This is a genomic window from Pseudomonas fluorescens (assembly GCF_902497785.1).
Classification (GTDB): Bacteria; Pseudomonadota; Gammaproteobacteria; order Pseudomonadales; family Pseudomonadaceae; genus Aquipseudomonas; species Aquipseudomonas fluorescens_BO.
This window is the reverse complement of sequence record NZ_CABVHK010000008.1, coordinates 161,961-181,921: the sequence shown is the minus strand read 5'-3', so window position 1 is coordinate 181,921 and position 19,961 is coordinate 161,961. Positions and strand designations below refer to the sequence as shown.

Genomic DNA, 19,961 nt, shown 5'->3' with positions numbered 1-19,961 from the left:
TTTTAAGGGAGTGACTGGATGAAAATCATCATCCTCGGCGCAGGGCAGGTCGGCGGTTCGCTGGCGGAACACTTGGCCAGCGAGGCCAACGATATCACCGTGGTCGACACCGACGGCGAGCGCCTGCGCGACCTCGGCGACCGGCTCGACATCCGCACCGTACAGGGCCGCGGCTCGCTGCCGACAGTGCTGCGTCAGGCCGGCGCGGATGACGCCGACATGTTGGTGGCAGTGACCAACAGCGACGAGACCAACATGGTGGCCTGCCAGGTCGCCCACACGCTGTTTCACACACCGACCAAGATCGCCCGCGTGCGCGAAGCGGCGTACCTCACACGTTCCGAGCTGTTCGATAACGAATCGATTCCGGTGGACGTGCTGATCAGCCCGGAACAAGTGGTCACTAATTACATCAAGCGCCTGATCCAGCATCCGGGCGCGTTGCAGGTGATCGATTTCGCCGAAGGCAAAGCGCAACTGGTCGCGGTGAAGGCTTACTACGGTGGCCCGCTGGTCGGTCAGCAACTGCGTCAGTTGCGCGAACACATGCCGAATGTCGAAACCCGGGTCGCGGCAATTTTCCGCCGTGATCGACCGATCCTGCCGCAGGGCGATACGGTGATCGAGGCGGACGACGAAGTGTTTTTCATCGCCGCCAAAGCGAATATTCGTGCAGTCATGAGCGAGATGCGTCGTCTCGATGAAAGCTACAAACGCATTGTCATCGCCGGTGGCGGGCAGATTGGAGAGCGGCTGGCCGAGGCCATCGAAAGTCGCTATCAGGTGAAGATCATCGAGATGAACCCGGCCCGTTGCCGCCATCTCTCAGACACCCTCGACAGCACCGTGGTCCTGCAGGGCAGTGCCTCCGACCGTGATTTGCTGATGGAAGAAAACATCGCCGACGCTGACATCTTCCTCGCCCTGACCAACGACGACGAAGCCAACATCATGTCGTCGCTGCTGGCCAAGCGCCTGGGCGCGAAGAAGGTGATGACGATCATCAACAATCCGGCTTACGTGGATTTGATTCAGGGCGGCGATATCGACATCGCCATCAGCCCGCAATTGGCGACCATCGGCACCTTGCTGGCCCACGTGCGGCGCGGCGATATCGTTAGCGTGCATTCATTGCGCCGTGGTGCGGCGGAGGCCATTGAGGCGATTGCCCACGGAGATGAGAAGTCGAGCAAGGTGATTGGCAAGGCCATCCAGAATATTGGTCTGCCGCCGGGGACGACGATTGGCGCGATCATTCGGGACGAGGAAGTCATCATTGCCCATGACACGACCGTGATCGAGGCGGGGGACCATGTGATTCTGTTCCTTGTGGATAAAAAGCATATTCGGGACGTTGAGAAGTTGTTCCATGTGGGCCTGAGTTTCTTCTGATCCAGAATTTGCGGCGGCTTATCTGGCCTCATCGCGAGCAAGCTCGCTCCCACAATGGATTTCTGTCCTACACAAATTCTGTGTCCACTGAACCAACAATGTGGGAGCGAGCTTGCTCGCGATTACTTTCTTGAAGACCCACATTTCTAGCTGACAAGCCTCTGGAAGGAATTCACGCGATGATCGAGTCACTGGAAAAAATGCTCGCCAAGGGTGTGGATAACTCTTTGCTGCGCTTCGGCTTGGGCAAAGGCTATCTGGACCTTGGGGATAACACCAAGGCCGCCGAGCATTTCCAGCGCTGTGTCGAATTCGATCCGAAGTATTCAGCGGCGTGGAAGCTGCTGGGCAAGGCTCATCTGGCGCTGACGGATTATGCTGCCGCTCGTCAGGCATGGGAGCGGGGTGTGGAAGCCGCACATTCCCACGGTGACAAGCAGGCAGAGAAAGAGATGACGGTGTTTTTGAAGAAGCTGGACCGTCAAGCACTCTGATCAAAGATAACGCAGGCCAATGCCATCGGCGTCCACCAGCACCACTTCCATGCAAACCCGCGGCGCGCCTGTGGGTAAGTCCTGGACCTGGCCGTAGACCACGGCGCCCTTGGGCAACGCAACCAGGCTCGGATGCTTGACGTAGACGCCTTTGTTCGAAAGATTGCGCGTCTGGCCCAGGCATTCGCCGAAGCTTTCATGACTGATCTTGATGCGAAACGATTGTCGGTGTTCGGACATCTTCTGCGCCCTTTTTTGAACCGTTGTGGATAACTGTAGGAGCGAGCTTGCTCGCGATGGTCTTTAACGAAAACGCGTGTTTACTGGCTAAACGCGGCGCTCTTGAATTCATCGCGAGCAAGCTCGCTCCTACAGTTATCCACAGAGCGTGCCAATTCGTTCAATACCAGCGTTCTTCACCCGGTGGCCTTTTCTTGAAGCGCTTCATGCTCCACATGTATTGGCTCGGATAGGCGCGTACATAGCGCTCGACCACTTTACTCATGGCCGCGCACGACGTCTCGGTATCGGTGCTGTACATGGCCTCCGGCGCAGCTTCGAGAATCACTTTGTAGCCCGAGCCGTCTGGCAGCCGCAGGGCATGCAGGAACACCCCGACCGCTTTGCCGCCTGCGAGCATGTTCGGCACAAATTTACTGGTCAACGCCTGAGTGGCGAAAAACGGCACGAAGATCCCGGCGGATTCGGACGGTTCCGGGTCGGCGGGAATGCCTACTGCACCACCTTTGCGCACTTCCTTGATCACGCTGAGGATGCCTTCCTTGGTGGACGCAGCAACCTTGTTGCCCAATTGCACCCGCTGCTTGCGCAACAAGTCATCCACAGCCTTGAGCTTGGGCGGACGGTAGAAAATGATCGGTTTGCACTGGCTGCAATAGAAGTGATTCAACACTTCCCAGTTGCCCAGGTGGCTGGTGATGCCGACGACGCCTTTGCCGGAGGCCAACGCCTCCTTCAAAACATCGAGCCCTTCGACTTCACGCACCAGATCGATAGAACGCTGCGCCGGCCAGATCCAGGCGCAGGCGCTTTCGGTCAGGGACTTGCCGATGTCCTTCAAGCTCTGGCCAACCAGGCGCTCGCGCTCCGCCGGGTCCATCTCCGGGAAGCACTTGGCGAGGTTGATCCGGACCACGTCGCGGGAACGGTTGGGGGTTTTCCACATCACCCAGCCAATCGCCGAGCCCACCGCCTGAACTGCCCGCCAAGGAAGCAGGGCAAACAGCCGCAGAGCGCCTACCAGCAAGGCGCCTTTAAACTTATCCACAGGTCACTCCTGATCTTGTGCTGTGCGCGAGGCGGCTATTCTAACCGCCGTTGGCCAAGGTCGCGTAGCGATCGCAATCCCGGGTGTGGTCCATGACCATCCCCGAGGCCTGCATCAGCGCGTAGCAGATGGTCGGGCCGACAAAGGTGAACCCGGCCTTTTTCAGGCCTTTGCTCATCTCCACGGCGGTCGGCGTGACGGCCGGCACTTCGGTGCGATCCTTGAAGTGATTGATCTTCTGCACGCCACCGACGAACGACCACAGAAACGTCACTGGGTCTTCAAGCGCCAGCCAGGCCTGGGCATTGCGCCGGGCCGCATTGAGTTTGAGGCGGTTGCGGATGATCCCCGGATCAAGCATCAATTCATCGATTTCGGCGTCACTCATCTGCGCCACGCGCTGGACATCGAAGCCGAACAGCACCTGGCGATAACGCTCACGTTTTCGCAGCACCGTGATCCAGGAGAGGCCTGCCTGGAACCCTTCGAGCAAAAGCAACTCGAACAAACCCTGCGCATCGCGCAGCGGCGTGCCCCACTCCTGGTCGTGATAAGCCACGTACAGCGGATCTTCGGAACACCAAAAGCAGCGTGGCATAAGGCTCCAGGGGGCGTGCGCAGTAATGAATCGGGTATACTCCCGCTCTTTAAATCGCAGCCCAAGAAACAGGTGAATTTCGTGAGCCAGCCTACGCCAGCCGTGCGTACCTTCCAAGACTTGATCCTCGCCCTCCAGCAATACTGGGCCGAGCAAGGTTGCGTGGTACTTCAGCCCTACGATATGGAAGTAGGCGCCGGGACTTTCCACACTGCCACGTTTCTGCGCGCCATCGGCCCGGAAACCTGGAACGCCGCTTATGTGCAGCCCAGTCGTCGCCCGACTGACGGCCGCTACGGTGAAAACCCGAACCGTCTGCAGCACTACTACCAGTTCCAGGTGGTGTTGAAGCCGAACCCGGACAACTTCCAGGAGCTGTACCTGGGCTCCCTCAAGCATGTCGGCCTGGACCCGCTGGTCCACGACATCCGCTTCGTCGAAGACAACTGGGAATCGCCGACACTGGGCGCCTGGGGTCTGGGCTGGGAAGTCTGGCTGAACGGCATGGAAGTGACGCAGTTCACCTACTTCCAGCAAGCGGGCGGCATCGAGTGCTACCCGGTGACCGGCGAGATCACTTACGGCCTCGAGCGTCTGGCCATGTACCTGCAAGGTGTGGACTCGGTCTACGACCTGGTCTGGGCTGACGGTCCGATGGGCAAAGTGACCTACGGCGACGTGTTCCACCAGAACGAAGTGGAGCAGTCCACTTACAACTTCGAACACGCCAACGTCGAGAAGCTGTTCGAGTTGTTCGACTTCTACGAAAGCGAAGCCAAGCGCCTGATCGAACTCGACCAGCCGCTGCCATTGCCGAGCTACGAAATGGTGTTGAAGGCCTCTCACACCTTCAACCTGCTGGATGCGCGCCGGGCGATCTCGGTGACTGCGCGTCAGCAATACATTCTGCGCGTGCGCACCCTGGCGCGTTCCGTTGCGCAAGCCTACCTGCTGGCTCGCGCCAAACTGGGCTTCCCGATGGCGACCCCGGACCTGCGTGATGAAGTACTGGCCAAGCTGGAGGCTGCACAATGAGTGCTCAAGATTTCCTGGTTGAACTGGGCACCGAAGAACTGCCACCCAAAGCCCTGAACACCTTGGCCGACGCATTTCTGGCCGGTATCGACAAAGGCCTGCTAGCCGCCGGCCTGAATTACGAAAGCAAAACCGTGTACGCCGCGCCACGTCGTTTGGCTGTGCTGATCACCGCGCTGTCCACCCAGCAGCCGGACCGCAGCATCAACCTCGACGGCCCGCCACGCCAGGCCGCCTTCGATGCTGAGGGCAATCCGACTCAAGCGGCATTGGGCTTTGCCAAGAAGTGCGGCGTTGATCTGAGCGAAATCGATCAGAGCGGCCCGAAACTGCGCTACAGCCAAAGCATCGCCGGCAAGCCTACCGCGAGCCTGCTGCCGACCATCGTCGAAGATTCCCTGAACGACCTGCCGATCCCGAAGCGCATGCGCTGGGGTGCGCGCAAGGAAGAATTCGTTCGCCCGACCCAGTGGCTGGTGATGCTGCTCGGTGACCAGGTCATCGATTGCACGATCCTGGCGCAGAAGTCCGGCCGTGATTCCCGTGGTCACCGCTTCCATCATCCGGAAAGCGTGCGCATCACCTCACCGGCGAATTACCTGAGCGACCTGCGTGCCGCCTACGTGCTGGCCGACGCCAACGAGCGTCGCGCAATCATCAGCAAGCGCACCGAAGAACTGGCAACGCTGCAGGAAGGCACGGCGATTGTTCCGCCAGCCTTGCTCGACGAAGTGACCGCGCTGGTTGAATGGCCGGTGCCGCTGGTGTGCTCGTTCGAGGAACGCTTCCTCGACGTGCCGCAAGAAGCGCTGATCACCACCATGCAGGACAACCAGAAGTACTTCTGCCTGCTGGATGCCGACGGCAAGTTGCTGCCGCGTTTCATTACCGTGGCTAACATCGAAAGCAAAGATCCGCAGCAGATCATCGCCGGTAACGAGAAAGTGGTTCGCCCACGCCTGACCGACGCCGAGTTCTTCTTCAAGCAAGACAAGAAGCAGAAGCTCGAAGACTTCAATCTGCGTCTGCAGAACGTGGTGTTCCAGGAAAAACTCGGCAGCGTCTACGACAAGGCCGAGCGTGTTTCCAGGCTCGCCGCGTTCATCGCGCAACGCATTGGCGGCAACGCGGCATGGGCGTCCCGTGCCGGCCTGCTGTCCAAGTGCGACCTGTCGACCGAGATGGTCGGTGAGTTCCCGGAGATGCAAGGCGTCGCCGGTTACTACTACGCCCTCAACGACGGCGAGCCGGAAGAAGTCGCACTGGCGCTGAACGAGCAGTACATGCCGCGTGGCGCAGGTGCCGAGCTGCCGACTACCCTGACCGGTGCGGCCGTGGCCATCGCCGACAAACTCGACACGCTGGTGGGAATTTTCGGCATCGGCATGTTGCCGACCGGCAGCAAAGACCCGTACGCCCTGCGCCGCGCAGCGCTGGGCGTGTTGCGCATCCTGATCGACAAGAAGCTCGACCTCGACCTGAACGATGCGGTGGCGTTTGCCGTAAATGCATTCGGTACCAAGGTCAAGGCTGCCGGCCTTAACGACTCGGTGCTGGAGTTCATCTTCGACCGTCTGCGTGCCCGTTACGAAGACGAAGGCGTGGACGTCGGGACTTACTTGTCGGTGCGTGCGCTGAAACCGGGGTCGGCATTGGACTTCGATCAGCGTGTTCAAGCCGTGGAAGAATTCCGCAAATTGCCGCAAGCAGCTGCCTTGGCAGCGGTGAACAAGCGCGTTTCGAACTTGCTGAGCAAGGTCGAAGGCTCCGTTCCTTCTGTGGTTGAAGCCAAATACTTCGACAACGCCAACGAGTTCTCGCTGTATTCGGCGATTCAGCAGGCTGACCAAGCCGTTCAGCCGATGGCTGCTGCGCGTCAGTACAGCGAATCGCTGGCGCGCCTGGCTGCCTTGCGCGAGCCGGTGGATGCGTTCTTCGAAGCCGTGATGGTCAACGCCGAGGATGCCAAGGTACGTGCCAACCGTTATGCGCTGCTGGCGCGTTTGCGTGGCTTGTTCCTCGGTGTCGCCGACATTTCGCTGCTGGGGTAAGACTGTTTGAAACTGCTGATTCTCGATCGGGACGGGGTGATCAACTATGACTCCGACGCTTACATCAAGTCGGTGGAGGAGTGGAATCCGCTCCCCGGCTCGATCGAAGCCATCGCGCAGTTGAGCAAGGCCGGCTGGACGGTGGCGGTCGCTACCAACCAGTCGGGCATCGCTCGCGGCTATTACGACATCGCCACCCTGGATGCCATGCACGAGCGCTTGCGCCTGCTGGTGGCGGAGCAGGGCGGTGAGGTCGGGCTGATCGTCTATTGCCCTCACGGGCCAGACGAGGGCTGCGATTGCCGCAAACCCAAACCGGGGATGTTGAAAACGATTGCCGCGCATTACAACGTATCGCTGACCGATCTATGGTTTGTCGGCGACAGTCTCGGTGACCTGGAAGCCGCCAAAGCCGTCGATTCTCAGCCAGTTTTGGTTAAAACCGGAAAGGGCGAAAAGACGTTGGGCAAAACCCTCCCGGCGGGCACCTTGATTTTTGACGATCTCGCGGCGATTGCCGCAGAACTTATCCACAATTAGAGCGTTTTCGAGATTCCTGACCAAGGATTGATCGGGAGTACGCTTTATATAGACGGGCAGAGCCCGCACGGTAAACGTCGCCATGTCGATACTGCAGGCCATCAGAACCTTCCTCTTCTACCTTCTGCTGGGCACCAGCTCCTTGCTCTGGTGCAGCCTGAGCTTTTTTATCGCGCCCTTTCTGCCGTTCAAGGCGCGCTATCGCTTTATCAACGTCTACTGGTGCCGCTGCGCCTTGTGGCTGAGCAAAGTCTTTCTGGGCATCAGTTACGAAGTGAAGGGCGCGGAGAATGTGCCGGACCAGCCGTGCGTGATTCAGTCCAATCACCAGAGCACCTGGGAGACTTTCTTCCTCTCGGCCTACTTCGAACCGTTGAGCCAGGTACTGAAACGCTCATTGCTCTTTGTACCGTTCTTCGGTTGGGCCATGGCCATGTTGCGACCGATCGCCATCGACCGCGACAACCCTAAAGCCGCACTCAAGCATGTGGCGAAGAAAGGCGATGAACTGCTGAAGGATGGGGTCTGGGTACTGATCTTTCCTGAAGGGACGCGCGTTCCCTACGGGACTGTCGGAAAGTTCTCTCGAGGTGGTACCGCATTAGCCGTCAACGCCGCACTTCCGGTGCTGCCGATTGCGCACAATGCTGGCAAATTCTGGCCGAAAACCGGTTGGGCGAAGAAGCAGGGCGTCATCACGGTGATCATCGGCGAGCCGATGTACGCCGAGGGCAGTGGGCCGCGCGCCATTGCTGCGCTTAATGACCGGGTTCAGGCTTGGAACGAGCAGATGCAACGGGAAATGGGCTCGCTTCCACCTGCTCCGCAGGCGCCGTCTGCAAGTGAGCAGGTCGCTGTTTGAGATTCTGTGGATAACCTGTGTACCGTTTCTCCTGAACCCGTCGCATGTAATTTGTAGGTAGTTGATTTCTATGCATATTTCTCGAGGTCATAAAATTCGGAAAAAGGTGCATAAGTTTTTTTTGGACGTAAAAAAACCGGCTGATATAGCCGGTTTTTTTATGTGTCAGTTTCAGACCATTGCACCTATAAAAAAGGCCAGCGCAATGCGCTGGCCTTTTTTTGTTTGGCAAATCGCTGGATGTCGATGGGCATATTAAGTGTCATGCGTACCCCAGGTGGAATCAGGGTTCCACGTGGAACATGGGCACCATAAATGTCGCAGATGAGCCGTAATTAGTGTCGTTTTGCGGTTTTTTGACCTTATTAAATGTCGTTTCCGGAACTGGCATCCTTCACCCAACAATGAAGGTGCCTGCTGGCTGTATCCAAAATCTGAATCCAAAGGGACCGTGCTCCTAGAGCAAGTCCATAGTGGCTAGGGAGTCAGCCATTCGGTAACCCATCGCTTTGTACCCCGCCTGCCGCTTATTCCACATCCTGATCAACGCGACATTACCCGCGTCAACGAAGTCGATCACTCGCACGTCGGCCTTATCGGCATGCGCTCGATGCAATCGGCCTGCGTATTGCTGAAGAATTCCTTTCCAAGAGATAGGCATTGCCAACACCAATGTGTCCAATGCTGGATGATCGAAGCCTTCACCAACTAGCTTTCCAGTTGCAACGAGGACGCGTGGAGCATCAGGTGGCAGTGAGTCAAGATCATGCATGCGGGCAATTCGCTGCTTTTTTGGCACACGCCCATGAAGTGTAAAAAGGTTATGCACGCGCCCCTTCAATTCAGTCTCAAGTGCATCCACATGTTCAGTACGCTCAGTCAGCACCAAGATCTTCCTACCTTGGCTAAAGGCTAGCTCAACCTCGGAGACAATTTTGGCTGTACGCTCGACATCGTCGGCTAAACGTCGAAATACATCCTGAATCCCTGAGCCATCGGTGACGACAATAGGCTTGGAAAGTAATCGGGGCACCACAGACAAATCATGAGGGGCACTTGCCGGTCGAGTAGCAGAGTGCCGGATCGGTCCGCATTGCATAAAGATGATAGGTTGCTGCCCATCACGTCGTATTGGAGTTGCTGTAAGTCCCACCACATACCTTGCGGCAGCACTCCTCAGTAACGACTCGAACGAGATCGCTGACACGTGATGGCACTCATCAACTATGATCTGGCCGTAGTTTTTTACCTGATCGCTAACCTCACCTTTTCGCGATAAAGACTGCATCACAGCGATATCGATGACACCTGTGGGTTTTGCCTTCCCACCTCCAATGGTTCCTACGATGCCATTGCCGACGCCTAAAAATGCCTGCAAACGTTCTTGCCATTGCCTTAGCAGCTCAGTCCTATGCACAAGCACTAACGTGTTAACACTACGCTTCGCTATCAACGCTGCGGCAGTCACGGTTTTGCCAAATGCGGTCGGAGCACACAGGATGCCAGCGTCATGACCAAGCATCTCGCTAACAGCAACTTCCTGATCACTACGTAACGTACCGAGGAAACTCACCTCAATGGGTTCACCTGCAAAGCGTTCATCTTGAAATTCAGGGGCTATACCATTTCCCTTTAGCAGGTCCAGCGCAGCATCCAAGCATCCACGTGGCAAAGCGATATGTTTAGGAAGATTTTGCGCACAGCCAATGATCCGAGGCTTGTTCCAAACCGACATTCGCATTGCCTGGGCCTTATAGAACTCAGGATTCTGAAATGCCGCGAGTCGGACAAGCTGATTTGCCAAGGGCTGCGGTAATTCCGATTTTTCGAAGTACACCTGGTTGGCCAGTGTGATATGGAGAGACGCAGGTAACGGGCAAGTCAATTTACGCGATCTCGAATCACGATCTTTCCAAGGTTCAGCATCCCCCTCGTCCTCGACATACGCGACACCTACGGGATCACGGTTACCCATCGCCCGGATAATAGCCGGCTCAATATCCCCAGGGCTCATCCGCTGAATGGAGGCCAGAAAGGCCCATTGATCGGAATGAGGTTTAAGTGACTCATCTACAAATACGCTGTTATTTTGAGCCCTCGCACGCTTTTGCAAAGGCAGAGCAATGAGGTTCCCAAAGCCACCCTTCGGCATATAGTCCTGGTTTGGAAACAGTCGGTCATAGGAACTGAGTGCCAATTGGCGAGTACGCTCACAGGCATGACTTATGATCGCAGCACCTAGGCGGCGTGCATCAAAAGCAGAAACATTACGGTCGAAAAAAATCCACGCATGAGCACCATTGCCTGAGCGCGAAATCTCTAATGCAACTGGGACATTTAGCTCATGACACGACTGAACAAAAGCTCGGGCATCATCACGCCATTCAGCCTCATCGAAGTCGACGGCCAGAAAGTAACAGGTGTCATCAGGGAGCAAAGGATAGATACCAACCACCACGTCGCCTGCCAAGTGACGAAAAATCACCTCATCAGTCAGCGGCAGCAATTGACGATTGCCGCAATCGCCACATTTGATTCGCGGCTTCTCACAAACCCCAAGGCGCCATTCGTTAGCACAGGCTGGCGCGTATCCTGACTTGCCGGCCTTGCTTTCCCAACGGATGGGATAAATGTCGGCTCTACCGCGAAACAGGTTTCTGAATAGGTCAACCTTGGCATCTGTATTGAGCAGCCGCGAAGCCTCAATGTGAGCAACCGGTATCTTCACCGGCTCAACAGGCAGGTGCCAATCAATCCCATGAGCGTCGAGCAAGGCAATTAGCCTCGCGTTCTCAGCTTGTAATGTCGCCAGCAGATTGGCGTCTGTCACAGCTTTCCACCTCTACCATTCAGAACCAGCGCACAACCCAGCGCTGCTGACCTCAATCCAACAGAAACATAGCGGTTATCAAAAGTCCAAGATTCTGATCTCGCATCCACGATGCTTGAGCGGCGTCTCTAATGTCCAGCGACTTCAAGGAGCCCCTTGATCCATGCGATTGGCTCCTGACTTCCTCTGGAGTCAAACACAAACTCTTGCCCTCGCGCTGCGCTTTTGAGAAGACAGAATTCCCCATTGGGAGTCCAACGAGTCAGGTCCGTATGGAAGCTTAAGTTAGATACTCCCTCACTAGGCAAAAACCAAGACGGCAATCGCCATTGAGTAGGATTCTTAGCGCCTGGGGCTGTGAGCATCAGGGTTTCATAAATATGGGGAAACACCCCTGCACCAGGAGCATTCGACAGCTGCCCATCAAAAACCAAACGGTCAGCTGCCAAGTACAACGTGTTCGATTTGTCTTTGCCATAAGAGAAGTGGGGGTGATAGCGCGCCCAGGGAATGGCCGTATCAGCTAAATCATCCACTTTCAAAATTTCTCCGATTTGCAGCCATCCCCAGATAATGTGCCGAGCGGGTTCACTTCTAATGAATCGCCAGACACCATCCATTCTTTCGGTGGCCCGAAAAGAACCAAAGAAAATGAAGATATCCCCAACCTGTACCTTTTGATTGAGCAGGTGTCCCTGTGCGCTACCAGTCTGACCGAGTACAGGCCGCCATCCAGGTTGCCGCTTCAAGGCTGCGTGACGCAAATCGGGATCTAGATGAGCGAAATGCCGAACACGCTTTGGATCATTTGTTAGTTGCGCAACCAATTCGCCCACATCAAGTCCATCGAACTGGATTTCGGAATATCCAATAGACGAAGCTTTGTCGGGAATAGGGAGGGAAAAAAAGCGTCCATCCGGCAGGATTGGACTGGGACAACCACCGGCAGCTGAATCAAAACCCTTTCGACTTAAGATGATCCGCATCGACGTCCTCCACAGGGCGTTTTGGTCAGGACTTCGTCTTCCGGCCAATCCGTCGGGTTGCTATGTCGCCCTGGCTGATAGCGGTCTTTAATGTATTGGATGAAACGCAAGGCCTGTTCAGGTGGCGTCAAACGCCCGTGTGCTGACTGCCCCTTCGGTAACCATGGCCGACACTCGACGGGAATGCTAATTGCGTGAGCGCCAAAGTAGTAAAATGTATCCGCCACCAAAACGTACTGACCTGAAATATCTCGTTTGAGGTCGAATTCGCTAGGCCCAGAATCGGCCCAGTGGTTCGGATTCTTGAGCTGTTCGAAGTGTGAAAACTCGCATGCGCCAGTTACTAAGGGACGGTAGATATTGTCTCCTGCCTTGGGTACAGGCCCAGACAATTGCATGTCCGGAATCTTGTCTTGAAAACGAGGATCGTTGAAGTAATCGCGCAAATGACGCTTCTCGCCAACCCGCATAAGGTAAATCAATCGCTCTTCACCGACGCGGTCACCGGTCAGTGCCATTGACGTGAAACCTGCGATCCATTGGCCTGCATGCTTGGCCCGGCGAATCATGGGTTTACAGGTCGCAAGGGTGAGTGTGTAGCCAAACGGGTTAGGTGCGAACCCAGTGTCATGGGTCATCTTGTAGCTAAACAATCGCATCAGGGCCTCCGTACTCGATGAGCCCACAACCCTAAGGGATAACGAACGTCGCGTCGGTAAATTGCCCCAGCAGCCGATAGCAAAAAACGCTGGCAATAAAATCAACTCTAGTTGGAGCAATACCGAGAGAGTTTTTTATATGCCATCACATGAAGAATGTGAAGGACAAATGGATCGATGAAAGAAATCTAAGATTGTAAAAGTAATTCTCGACGTCTCGACACTAGAAATAGACGGTAATAATTTTCGTAGCACCGGCGAAATCGTGAGTCCCCCAAAATGGCTGGAGACGACTATTAGATGGGCCGGCAATTCAAATTTATCAAAATCCCCCAAGCGTCAAAATCATCGTAAATGCAATGATCGTCGATACTGAAAGTTCAATGATAAACATTTTTTGTTTGAATTTTTGACTTCGCTCGACTAAAGGAAAGAAAATCGCTTCGATCTGAGGTTTGATTTTTGCGCTAATTTTTATGTGCTTGAGTACTTCTGCATCAATTTCGTGCTGAATTGCACGCATGGAATCTTTTTGGTTTCGCACCAAAATATCCATCAGCACCCCGAAGATTAAAACCCCCAATATCAAACTGATTTTTGAAACATCAAAACCGACACCCCCCTTAAACTGAGTGCCAACAAAAATGAATGCGGCGGGAATTGCTAGTAACTGATTTTGCATCTCAGAAATAAGTTTATTAATTCTTATATGAAAATCTAGCTTCGCCTTGGTTGCATCCTCAAGAATTTTCTCATAAGAAAACTCACTTACATAAAGTGCATAGCCATGCTCAACTGAGCGCACAAACGCTGTAAACTTCTTGAGCAACACGGCAAACATTTCATCGACAACACCTCCTCCAATAGACTCCTGAAGGCTGGCCTTTATAATTGAGTGGCGCTGATTTTTATGTTTGTCCCCATCCTGAAGAAATAGCTCGATCCCTTTAATATCCTCATCAATCAAAGAAATATCCAAGTCGGAATACATGATAAACATTTCTAATTTTTTCTTGCCTAGATATATCAATTTACGACTAGAAGCATCAGGATCAACGTGATCAGCGGCCAATTCAAGAGCCCGTGCAACTCTGACGATTTTTGCGTAATTTTCCCGATGAGCCTGCGACCTATCCTTTAGAATGAAATACTCAACAGGTGGGTTCCAAGAAAAACTTCCGGTCGTTAGCAGATCTGTCCAATCTTCAGCATAAAATGCATTAGAAGTTCTAGGCACATCTAAAGAAATACTGACTCGATCACCATCAGACTGTCCAAAAACTTTAGTACGATCAAGAAAGTGATCTGAAGCCTCCAGATTCTTAAGGATTGCACGTAACTCAGCTGTTAGCTGAAAATCACCGACAAGGCTTCCGTCGATAAGGGAGGGTGTTCCCATTACCTCGGTCAGTCTGACGCACGCGGCAAGCCATTCATCTTGAGTCATTGTCAGTTACTATCGAGTTCGTCTTTAAGCTCTTGAGGCAGCTGTTTAATTAATAGCTCGCCCTTAACTTTATCATAAACTACGCGCTTACCCAACAAAGATCTATTGAAGTTAATAGTTAAATCTTTGTCTTTACCTCCAACTCGCTTCAAGTGCTTGTACGCATCTTTAATCGGATCAAAAGAGTCTGGAACAGTCAACAAGTTATCGTCTATATATTGAATAAATGCGGTCGGATCTTTTTCATTTATTCTAGTGGCAAGTGCAGCTAAGGAAATAGGCTGTCCTTCTTTTTTCTTCTCTTCACAATAGAAAAAAACTTTCTCTTTAATTTCATTTGCTTGATCAAGAGTTAGCTTGAGGCTTTCACAATAACTTTCAACAGCTAGTACTAATTCGTTGGTTTGTGCTTTTGCATCCTCAAATTCATCGCAACCTATAAAGTCCCTAAAATACTTCGTCGGTTGCGAGTTGCTTGCCTTTTTTACAAAAGATATATACTTTCCATCCGCCGCGCGCCACTTAGCAACATTAATTCTAGCCGCCTCGTGAAGGTGCTCGATATCTAAGTTTATGTTTTCCTTTACATCAAGAGTAACCTCATCAATACCTGTTCCTGGCTTTATCTTAAGTTGCATTATAAGCAAAAAATCTAACTGATTGAGCTTGTAATGACAAAATAGGATATATCCGCCGGTGGCCAGAGCTTCCTTGGTCATCTGCGCTTTCAAGATATCCATTGCAGATATCGATAGAGCCATGAAATCACAAGCATTGGTTAGATATTTATCAAGCTGGTTAGAAAGAGGATATGCAATTACACTTTTCTGAAAAACCGCATAACCTTTTGAGCTTGTCTTCCGAAAGGCACTGACTGCGCCGCCTAGCAAATCAATGACAGCCTGATCTTTTGTGTTGAACAAAGTCTTTCGCGGCGTGATTGTGACGACTTTAGTTTGCTTGGCGTCTTTGTGAACCTTGTGAAGAATGCTGGATACAATATCCATTTGCTTTCCTTTGCTATAAATTCAAAAGCAGCAATATGATGGCACCTCGACACCATGTCAATCGAGATACTCAAATCCTAACTTTGACGCGACCAAGCGACGCTAAAACGGCGTATCACTTTTTGTCGCCTCCACAGATTCTAGTATGCATATTCGATCACAATGAATCGCCCCGGATGCGTAGATACATCGAATGGCAGCTTTGGATTGTTCTCTCTCGGTCATGGCGATGGCGACGGCAGCGAGATGAGCGGGTCATCTCCGATGCAAATAGCTGTCAGCCGATGTTGAGATTCCTCAGTCGGGCCAGGCCCTGCTTGATGTGACCGGCGTTTTCACCAATCGCCTCCAGCGCACCTCTAACATTCCCTCCAACCTCCGCTGAGCCCCGTTGCTCCACCCAGAGCGTCAGCTCCATCACCGCCGCCTCCAAGGCCAACTGGTTGTGGTAAATTCTTTCTAGAACTTCCTGTAACGAATACTCAGCTGCCATGGTTTCGACTCCTTCGAAAAAAATTAAGCATAGCAGCGGGGAATGCTCGCGATAGCACTTCCTAGCTTTCGTTTATATTTGAGAAGGAGACGGATCGTGCTCAACAACGTCTTGTCGTGAGTTGGTTGATGGCACGTTCGGAGAGCTTAGATGAGCCGACCTCCATTCAAGTCCAAAACAAAATCACTTCAGTCCGACTCTGCTTCGTTCACCACGGACAAACAACTGTCGATTGCCTCCACTGCCCGCATCAGATCAATCCTCAGTGACGGAAGCGTTGTGCGCATCACAACGCTGTTACGCTCGGCCATCTCTAGGAAGCTAGCCAAGGCGGCATCGGAGTGTTGAACAAGGCGCGCTAAGTGTTCTCCACGAGGGCCGCAAGTCCCTTTCAACCAGTTTTTGGCCGTTCGTTCGTTTGCGTTCGTCCATCTCATCAGTGTCTTCACGGCCTGGTGCGTCGAACCCAACTCACCTTGTAATGCCACCGCCAACCCCGACGCATACTCTTGCCTGTTCGGAAAAGTTTTGCCCTTTTTAGGAAACATTTTTCCCCCTTTGATCCTCTATGGTTGGTAGGACACACCGCTCGCTTGAGTAGCCAGCAGAATGGGTACGCCCCAACGGCGCACGTCCAGTGTGGATGCACACAGGGGCTATTGCGTATGCGCAGTCGTAGAAGTGCTCAATCAGAAGACACTCGCCAAGACTCAGGTTTGGCAGCGGCCTATGTCCGGATGTCCACAGAACATCAGCAGTACTCAACTGAAAACCAGCTAGACACCATCAAGCTTTACGCAGAGGCGCATTCTCTCGAAATCGTCAGAATTTATACCGATGCGGGAAAAAGTGGCCTGCGCCTGGAAGGACGTGATGCGTTAATTCAACTGTTCAGCGATGTTGAGAGCGGAACGCTCGGTTTTTCGACAATTCTCGTCTACGACGTCAGCCGCTGGGGGCGCTTTCAAGATCCGGATTTGGCCGCCAGCTTCGAGGTCCGTTGCCGACAGGCAGGTGTCTCGGTTCACTACTGCGCGGAGCAATTTTCCAATGACGGCTCTCCCGTTTCTAACATCGTCAAAAGCCTGAAGCGCATGATGGCTGGCGAGTACAGTCGGGAGCTATCCGTCAAAGTCTTTGCGGGACAATCCCGACTTATCCAGTTGGGCTATCGGCAAGGGGGAATGGCGGGCTACGGGCTCAGACGTCAGTTAGTGGACGCGGCTGGCAATCCAAAAGCGGAAATGGCGATTGGCGAACAAAAAAGCATCCAAACCGACCGCGTAAAGCTTATTCCTGGACCGCCGGAGGAGGTTGCAACCGTTCATTGGATCTACCAACGATTTGTTGAAGCCGGTTACTCGGAGACTGAGATCGCGCAACAACTGAACAGTCGAGGACTCCAGAATGACTTAGCCAGGCCGTGGACCAAAGGGGGCGTCCATCAGGTCCTGACCAACGAGAAGTACATCGGCAACAACGTCTGGAACCGGTCCTCCTTCAAACTTAAACAAGAACATGTGCGGAATGATCCAGACCAATGGATACGCGCGGACGGTGTCTTTCCTGCTTTAGTCGACCACGTACTGTTCGCCGCCGCCCAAGAGATCATCCAGTCACGCAGCTATCGCATGCCCGACGCCGAAATGCTGGAGCGGCTCAAAAAACTGTACGAGAAAGCGGGTTATTTATCGGGCCTGATCATCAATGAGTCTGACGACTGCCCCTCCAGCACGGCGTATCAATATCGATTTGGCAGTCTTCTGCGTACTTACTCGCTCATTGGCTACACCCCTTCGCGAGACTACGACTACGTTGCCGCCAACCATCATCTTCGACTGATGCATCCACTGATGCTGGCTCGAACGGTGGAGCACATTCAGCAAGTCGGGGGAAGAGTTGCAATCGACCCAACTAGCGACCTGCTCCAAGTCAACGAAGAGCTACTGATTTCTCTCGTCCTGTGCCGCTGCCAGCGCAGTGGCTCGGGAGCAAATCGTTGGAAAATACGCTTCGATCTTGGCCTCTCACCGGATATCACTGTTGCCGTCCGTATGGAGCCGGGGGAAGAGATCGCCCGCGATTACTACATCCTGCCAACCCTAGATATTCAACAGCCCAACATTCGTCTGAGTGAGTCCAACGCCTCCAACCTGGAAATCTATCGCTACGACAGCCTCGAAGCACTCGCGCAACTGTCTCGCCGCACTGTCGTGGGGAGAGCCGCATGAATATGCCGCAACACCCTCGAAGCCCGCACCATGTCGGCGAAGCGACGACCGTCCAAATGGTCAGCCTGGATCGTATCCGCGTCCTCAATCCCCGTGCGCGCAACAAACAGGTATTTGCCAAGCTGGTTGAAAACATTTCGAGCTTGGGTTTGAAGCGGCCGATTACGGTCACCCCAAGCAGCGACCAAGACAATACTGGTTTTTTCGAACTGGTCTGCGGACAAGGCCGATTCGAAGCCTTTTGTGCGTTGGGCGAGCGAGAAATTCCCTGTGTCGTTGTCAGTGCCAGTGAAGCCGACCGGTTTCTCATTAGCCTGGTCGAAAACCTGGCCCGTCGTAAGCACACGAACAAAGACTTGCTCTACTCCATTCAAATCTTGTCTGACCGTGGCTACACCACCAAACAGATCAGCATGAAGACCAGTCTGGACCCCACCTACATCAACGCCATTCTCCTGCTCTTGCGTCAAGGAGAGGAGCGGCTCATCGCCGCAGTCGAAAAGGGCTGGTTACCCATCACACTCGCGACGATGGTGGCCAGGTCGAGTGATACCGAAGTACAGGTCGCGATGGTGGAAGCCTATGAAACCGGTGTCTTGAAAGGCGAGCAGTTGATTAAGGTCAGACGTCTGATCGATAGGCGTCGATTTCTAGGAAAACACTACGGTCAAAAGCGATCAGCCGCCGAGCAACCGACAACGCCGCAAAAACTTCTTAGTACCTACCAGACCGAAGTCAGGCGCCAGCGAGTCATGCTTAAAAAAGCCGACATCAATGAACAGCGCGTCTTGATCATCGTCACCGCCATGCGCCGACTGCTGGCCGACGACTATTTCTGCACGCTGCTGCGCAGCGAAAACATCGCGGACATGCCTAAGTCGCTGGCTGACCGTATCCAAGGGGAGGGGTGATCATGGGCCAGGTAAAACAAGGTTTTGAGCGGCAGATCATCCCGATCCCCCTCGACCGAATTCTGCCGACCCGATCTGTGGAAAAGGATATAGAACAGACCAAAAAATACTTAACGATCCTGACCTCGATTCGGGAGTTAGGCGTCATTGAACCGTTGGCGGTGCATCGGCAACAGACCAATGTGGAGGGAGCGTCAGCCTTCGTGTTGCTCGATGGCCATCTTCGCTTGCACGCCCTTAAAGCACTGGGCGCCACGGAGGCACTGTGCCTGCTGTCAATCGATGACGAAGGCTTCACCTACAACCGGCAGATCAACCGCCTAACCCCCGTGCAAGAGCACAAGATGATACTCACCGCTGTTCGTAAAGGCATTTCCCCCGCCCTAATCGCCAAGGTCCTGGGCATCAACATTGAGCGCATCCATGAACGGCAGCGCTTGCTCGATGGCATCGCGCCCGAAGTAGTGGAAATGCTCAAAGTCAAAATGGTCAGCCAAGGCGTATTCCGCACATTAAGAAAAATGAAACCCATGCGCCAAATCGAAACCGTAGAGCTGATGGTGTCCGCCAACTGCTTCACCCAGACCTACGCCGACATGGTACTTGCCGCTTCACGCCCGGACATGCTGATCGAAAAAAAATCCAAGCTCTCCGCCGAAGTCAGCGTCGAAGAACTGGTGAGGATGGAGCGCGAGATGGAAAAGCTGTTTCACGATTACAAGGTCGTGGAGGACACGCTAGGGGAGACGATGCTGTTTTTGGTTGTTGCCAAAGGTTATCTCGCCCGTCTGCTGCGCAATGAAACCCTATCGGGCTACTTGAACCGTTGCCACGGCGAACTCCTGGTTGAGTTGACGGCAATCATGGACGCGGTCAGCTCCGACGCCAGAAAGCCTGAACGGGAGTGACCGATTCAGGCGAGTGTCGAATCGTTTCTACTGCCCCCTCTGTGGGCGGGGGATAAACCGCCGAGATCGGCCAAATTGAGCCGCAATCTCCTGAGCGCGGGTGGCAAGCGCGACGTCCACTCGGATCTTTTGCTGCGTATCCAACGCCTGATACCAGGTGTTCCACCGGCGCCTCGCCGCCGCACGCTCAACACGCAGCGCCTGTTTGCGCTGTACCAGTTGTGCAAAG

19 protein-coding genes are annotated in these 19,961 nt (G+C 53.9%); 9 read left to right on the top strand and 10 right to left on the bottom strand.

The genetic code is table 11. The features are described from left to right. Positions 1-18 precede the first annotated feature (18 nt). Both trkA and F8N62_RS14125 read left to right on the top strand, forming a co-directional pair. A complete protein-coding gene (gene trkA, locus F8N62_RS14130) occupies positions 19-1,392 on the top strand; it encodes a Trk system potassium transporter TrkA (RefSeq protein ID WP_150711488.1) in 1,374 nt (457 codons plus the stop codon). A gap of 179 nt (positions 1,393-1,571) precedes the next feature. Next, positions 1,572-1,886 (top strand): tetratricopeptide repeat protein, encoded by a 315-nt coding sequence (locus tag F8N62_RS14125; protein WP_150711487.1) that lies wholly within the window; start codon positions 1,572-1,574, stop codon positions 1,884-1,886. Here the strand turns inward: F8N62_RS14125 and F8N62_RS14120 are convergent, their stop codons facing one another. The 3 genes from F8N62_RS14120 to tag form a co-directional block, all read right to left on the bottom strand. Further along, the gene (locus F8N62_RS14120; protein ID WP_150711486.1) at positions 1,887-2,126 is read right to left on the bottom strand and encodes a PilZ domain-containing protein; all 240 of its coding nucleotides are present in this window, start codon (positions 2,124-2,126) and stop codon (positions 1,887-1,889) included. Positions 2,127-2,286: 160 nt separating this feature from the next. Further along, positions 2,287-3,174, bottom strand: coding sequence for a lysophospholipid acyltransferase (locus F8N62_RS14110; RefSeq protein WP_150711484.1), 888 nt, complete (start codon positions 3,172-3,174; stop codon positions 2,287-2,289). A 40-nt stretch (positions 3,175-3,214) separates the two neighbouring features. Next, complete coding sequence (gene tag / locus F8N62_RS14105) at positions 3,215-3,772, bottom strand: DNA-3-methyladenine glycosylase I (RefSeq protein WP_150711483.1); 558 nt, start codon at positions 3,770-3,772, stop codon at positions 3,215-3,217. Positions 3,773-3,853: 81 nt separating this feature from the next. Between tag and glyQ the strand changes: the two genes are divergently transcribed. The 4 genes from glyQ (at position 3,854) to F8N62_RS14085 (ending at position 8,260) form a co-directional block, all read left to right on the top strand. After that, positions 3,854-4,807, top strand: a complete 954-nt coding sequence (gene glyQ / locus F8N62_RS14100; protein ID WP_008155694.1) for a glycine--tRNA ligase subunit alpha — start codon at positions 3,854-3,856, stop codon at positions 4,805-4,807. Next, positions 4,804-6,858, top strand: coding sequence for a glycine--tRNA ligase subunit beta (gene glyS / locus F8N62_RS14095; RefSeq protein WP_150711482.1), 2,055 nt, complete (start codon positions 4,804-4,806; stop codon positions 6,856-6,858). The genes glyQ and glyS overlap by 4 nt, the downstream gene beginning before the upstream one ends. 6 nt (positions 6,859-6,864) lie before the next feature. Further along, complete coding sequence (gene gmhB / locus F8N62_RS14090; protein ID WP_150711481.1) at positions 6,865-7,398, top strand: D-glycero-beta-D-manno-heptose 1,7-bisphosphate 7-phosphatase; 534 nt, start codon at positions 6,865-6,867, stop codon at positions 7,396-7,398. 82 nt (positions 7,399-7,480) lie between these two features. Continuing rightward, on the top strand, positions 7,481-8,260 hold the full coding sequence (locus F8N62_RS14085; protein ID WP_150711480.1) for a lysophospholipid acyltransferase family protein: 780 nt from the start codon (positions 7,481-7,483) through the stop codon (positions 8,258-8,260). Positions 8,261-8,717: 457 nt separating this feature from the next. On the opposite strand, the gene F8N62_RS14080 is transcribed toward F8N62_RS14085, so the two are convergent. The 7 genes from F8N62_RS14080 to F8N62_RS31880 form a co-directional block, all read right to left on the bottom strand. Further along, positions 8,718-11,090, bottom strand: a complete 2,373-nt coding sequence (locus tag F8N62_RS14080) for a TOTE conflict system archaeo-eukaryotic primase domain-containing protein (RefSeq protein WP_150711479.1) — start codon at positions 11,088-11,090, stop codon at positions 8,718-8,720. 128 nt (positions 11,091-11,218) lie between these two features. Then, positions 11,219-12,076, bottom strand: coding sequence for a hypothetical protein (locus tag F8N62_RS14075; RefSeq protein ID WP_150711478.1), 858 nt, complete (start codon positions 12,074-12,076; stop codon positions 11,219-11,221). Then, positions 12,061-12,735: a hypothetical protein gene (locus F8N62_RS14070; protein WP_150711477.1), complete on the bottom strand. Its 675-nt coding sequence runs from the start codon at positions 12,733-12,735 to the stop codon at positions 12,061-12,063. Before F8N62_RS14070 ends, F8N62_RS14075 begins: the two co-directional genes overlap by 16 nt. 322 nt (positions 12,736-13,057) lie before the next feature. Then, positions 13,058-14,182 (bottom strand): hypothetical protein, encoded by a 1,125-nt coding sequence (locus tag F8N62_RS14065; protein ID WP_150711476.1) that lies wholly within the window; start codon positions 14,180-14,182, stop codon positions 13,058-13,060. Positions 14,183-14,184: 2 nt separating this feature from the next. Continuing rightward, a complete protein-coding gene (locus F8N62_RS14060) occupies positions 14,185-15,189 on the bottom strand; it encodes a nucleoid-associated protein (RefSeq protein WP_150711475.1) in 1,005 nt (334 codons plus the stop codon). A 277-nt stretch (positions 15,190-15,466) separates the two neighbouring features. Then, positions 15,467-15,682, bottom strand: coding sequence for a hypothetical protein (locus tag F8N62_RS14055; RefSeq protein ID WP_150711474.1), 216 nt, complete (start codon positions 15,680-15,682; stop codon positions 15,467-15,469). A 188-nt stretch (positions 15,683-15,870) separates the two neighbouring features. Continuing rightward, a complete protein-coding gene (locus F8N62_RS31880) occupies positions 15,871-16,230 on the bottom strand; it encodes a hypothetical protein (protein WP_150711473.1) in 360 nt (119 codons plus the stop codon). A 117-nt stretch (positions 16,231-16,347) separates the two neighbouring features. On the opposite strand from F8N62_RS31880, the gene F8N62_RS14045 reads away from it, so the two are divergent. From F8N62_RS14045 to F8N62_RS14035, 3 genes are read left to right on the top strand one after another with little or no spacing between them, the layout of a single operon-like run. After that, a complete protein-coding gene (locus F8N62_RS14045) occupies positions 16,348-17,913 on the top strand; it encodes a recombinase family protein (RefSeq protein WP_150711472.1) in 1,566 nt (521 codons plus the stop codon). Then, positions 17,910-18,824, top strand: a complete 915-nt coding sequence (locus F8N62_RS14040) for a plasmid partitioning protein RepB C-terminal domain-containing protein (protein ID WP_150711471.1) — start codon at positions 17,910-17,912, stop codon at positions 18,822-18,824. Before F8N62_RS14045 ends, F8N62_RS14040 begins: the two co-directional genes overlap by 4 nt. A gap of 2 nt (positions 18,825-18,826) precedes the next feature. After that, a complete protein-coding gene (locus F8N62_RS14035) occupies positions 18,827-19,732 on the top strand; it encodes a ParB/RepB/Spo0J family partition protein (RefSeq protein ID WP_150711470.1) in 906 nt (301 codons plus the stop codon). The last annotated feature ends 229 nt before the right edge of the window (positions 19,733-19,961 follow it).

Excerpts from the sequence above, each read along its gene's own strand:
- tag (WP_150711483.1), bottom strand. The coding sequence starts at position 3,772 with ATGCCACGCTGCTTTTGGTGTTCCGAAGATCCGCTGTACGTGGCTTAT.
- F8N62_RS14125 (WP_150711487.1), top strand. The coding sequence starts at position 1,572 with ATGATCGAGTCACTGGAAAAAATGCTCGCCAAGGGTGTGGATAACTCT.
- F8N62_RS14040 (WP_150711471.1), top strand. The coding sequence starts at position 17,910 with ATGAATATGCCGCAACACCCTCGAAGCCCGCACCATGTCGGCGAAGCG.
- F8N62_RS14075 (WP_150711478.1), bottom strand. The coding sequence starts at position 12,076 with ATGCGGATCATCTTAAGTCGAAAGGGTTTTGATTCAGCTGCCGGTGGT.
- trkA (WP_150711488.1), top strand. The coding sequence starts at position 19 with ATGAAAATCATCATCCTCGGCGCAGGGCAGGTCGGCGGTTCGCTGGCG.
- glyS (WP_150711482.1), top strand. The coding sequence starts at position 4,804 with ATGAGTGCTCAAGATTTCCTGGTTGAACTGGGCACCGAAGAACTGCCA.
- F8N62_RS14065 (WP_150711476.1), bottom strand. The coding sequence starts at position 14,182 with ATGACTCAAGATGAATGGCTTGCCGCGTGCGTCAGACTGACCGAGGTA.
- F8N62_RS14045 (WP_150711472.1), top strand. The coding sequence starts at position 16,348 with ATGCGCAGTCGTAGAAGTGCTCAATCAGAAGACACTCGCCAAGACTCA.
- F8N62_RS14085 (WP_150711480.1), top strand. The coding sequence starts at position 7,481 with ATGTCGATACTGCAGGCCATCAGAACCTTCCTCTTCTACCTTCTGCTG.
- F8N62_RS31880 (WP_150711473.1), bottom strand. The coding sequence starts at position 16,230 with ATGTTTCCTAAAAAGGGCAAAACTTTTCCGAACAGGCAAGAGTATGCG.
- F8N62_RS14120 (WP_150711486.1), bottom strand. The coding sequence starts at position 2,126 with ATGTCCGAACACCGACAATCGTTTCGCATCAAGATCAGTCATGAAAGC.
- F8N62_RS14070 (WP_150711477.1), bottom strand. The coding sequence starts at position 12,735 with ATGCGATTGTTTAGCTACAAGATGACCCATGACACTGGGTTCGCACCT.
- F8N62_RS14060 (WP_150711475.1), bottom strand. The coding sequence starts at position 15,189 with ATGGATATTGTATCCAGCATTCTTCACAAGGTTCACAAAGACGCCAAG.
- F8N62_RS14035 (WP_150711470.1), top strand. The coding sequence starts at position 18,827 with ATGGGCCAGGTAAAACAAGGTTTTGAGCGGCAGATCATCCCGATCCCC.
- F8N62_RS14055 (WP_150711474.1), bottom strand. The coding sequence starts at position 15,682 with ATGGCAGCTGAGTATTCGTTACAGGAAGTTCTAGAAAGAATTTACCAC.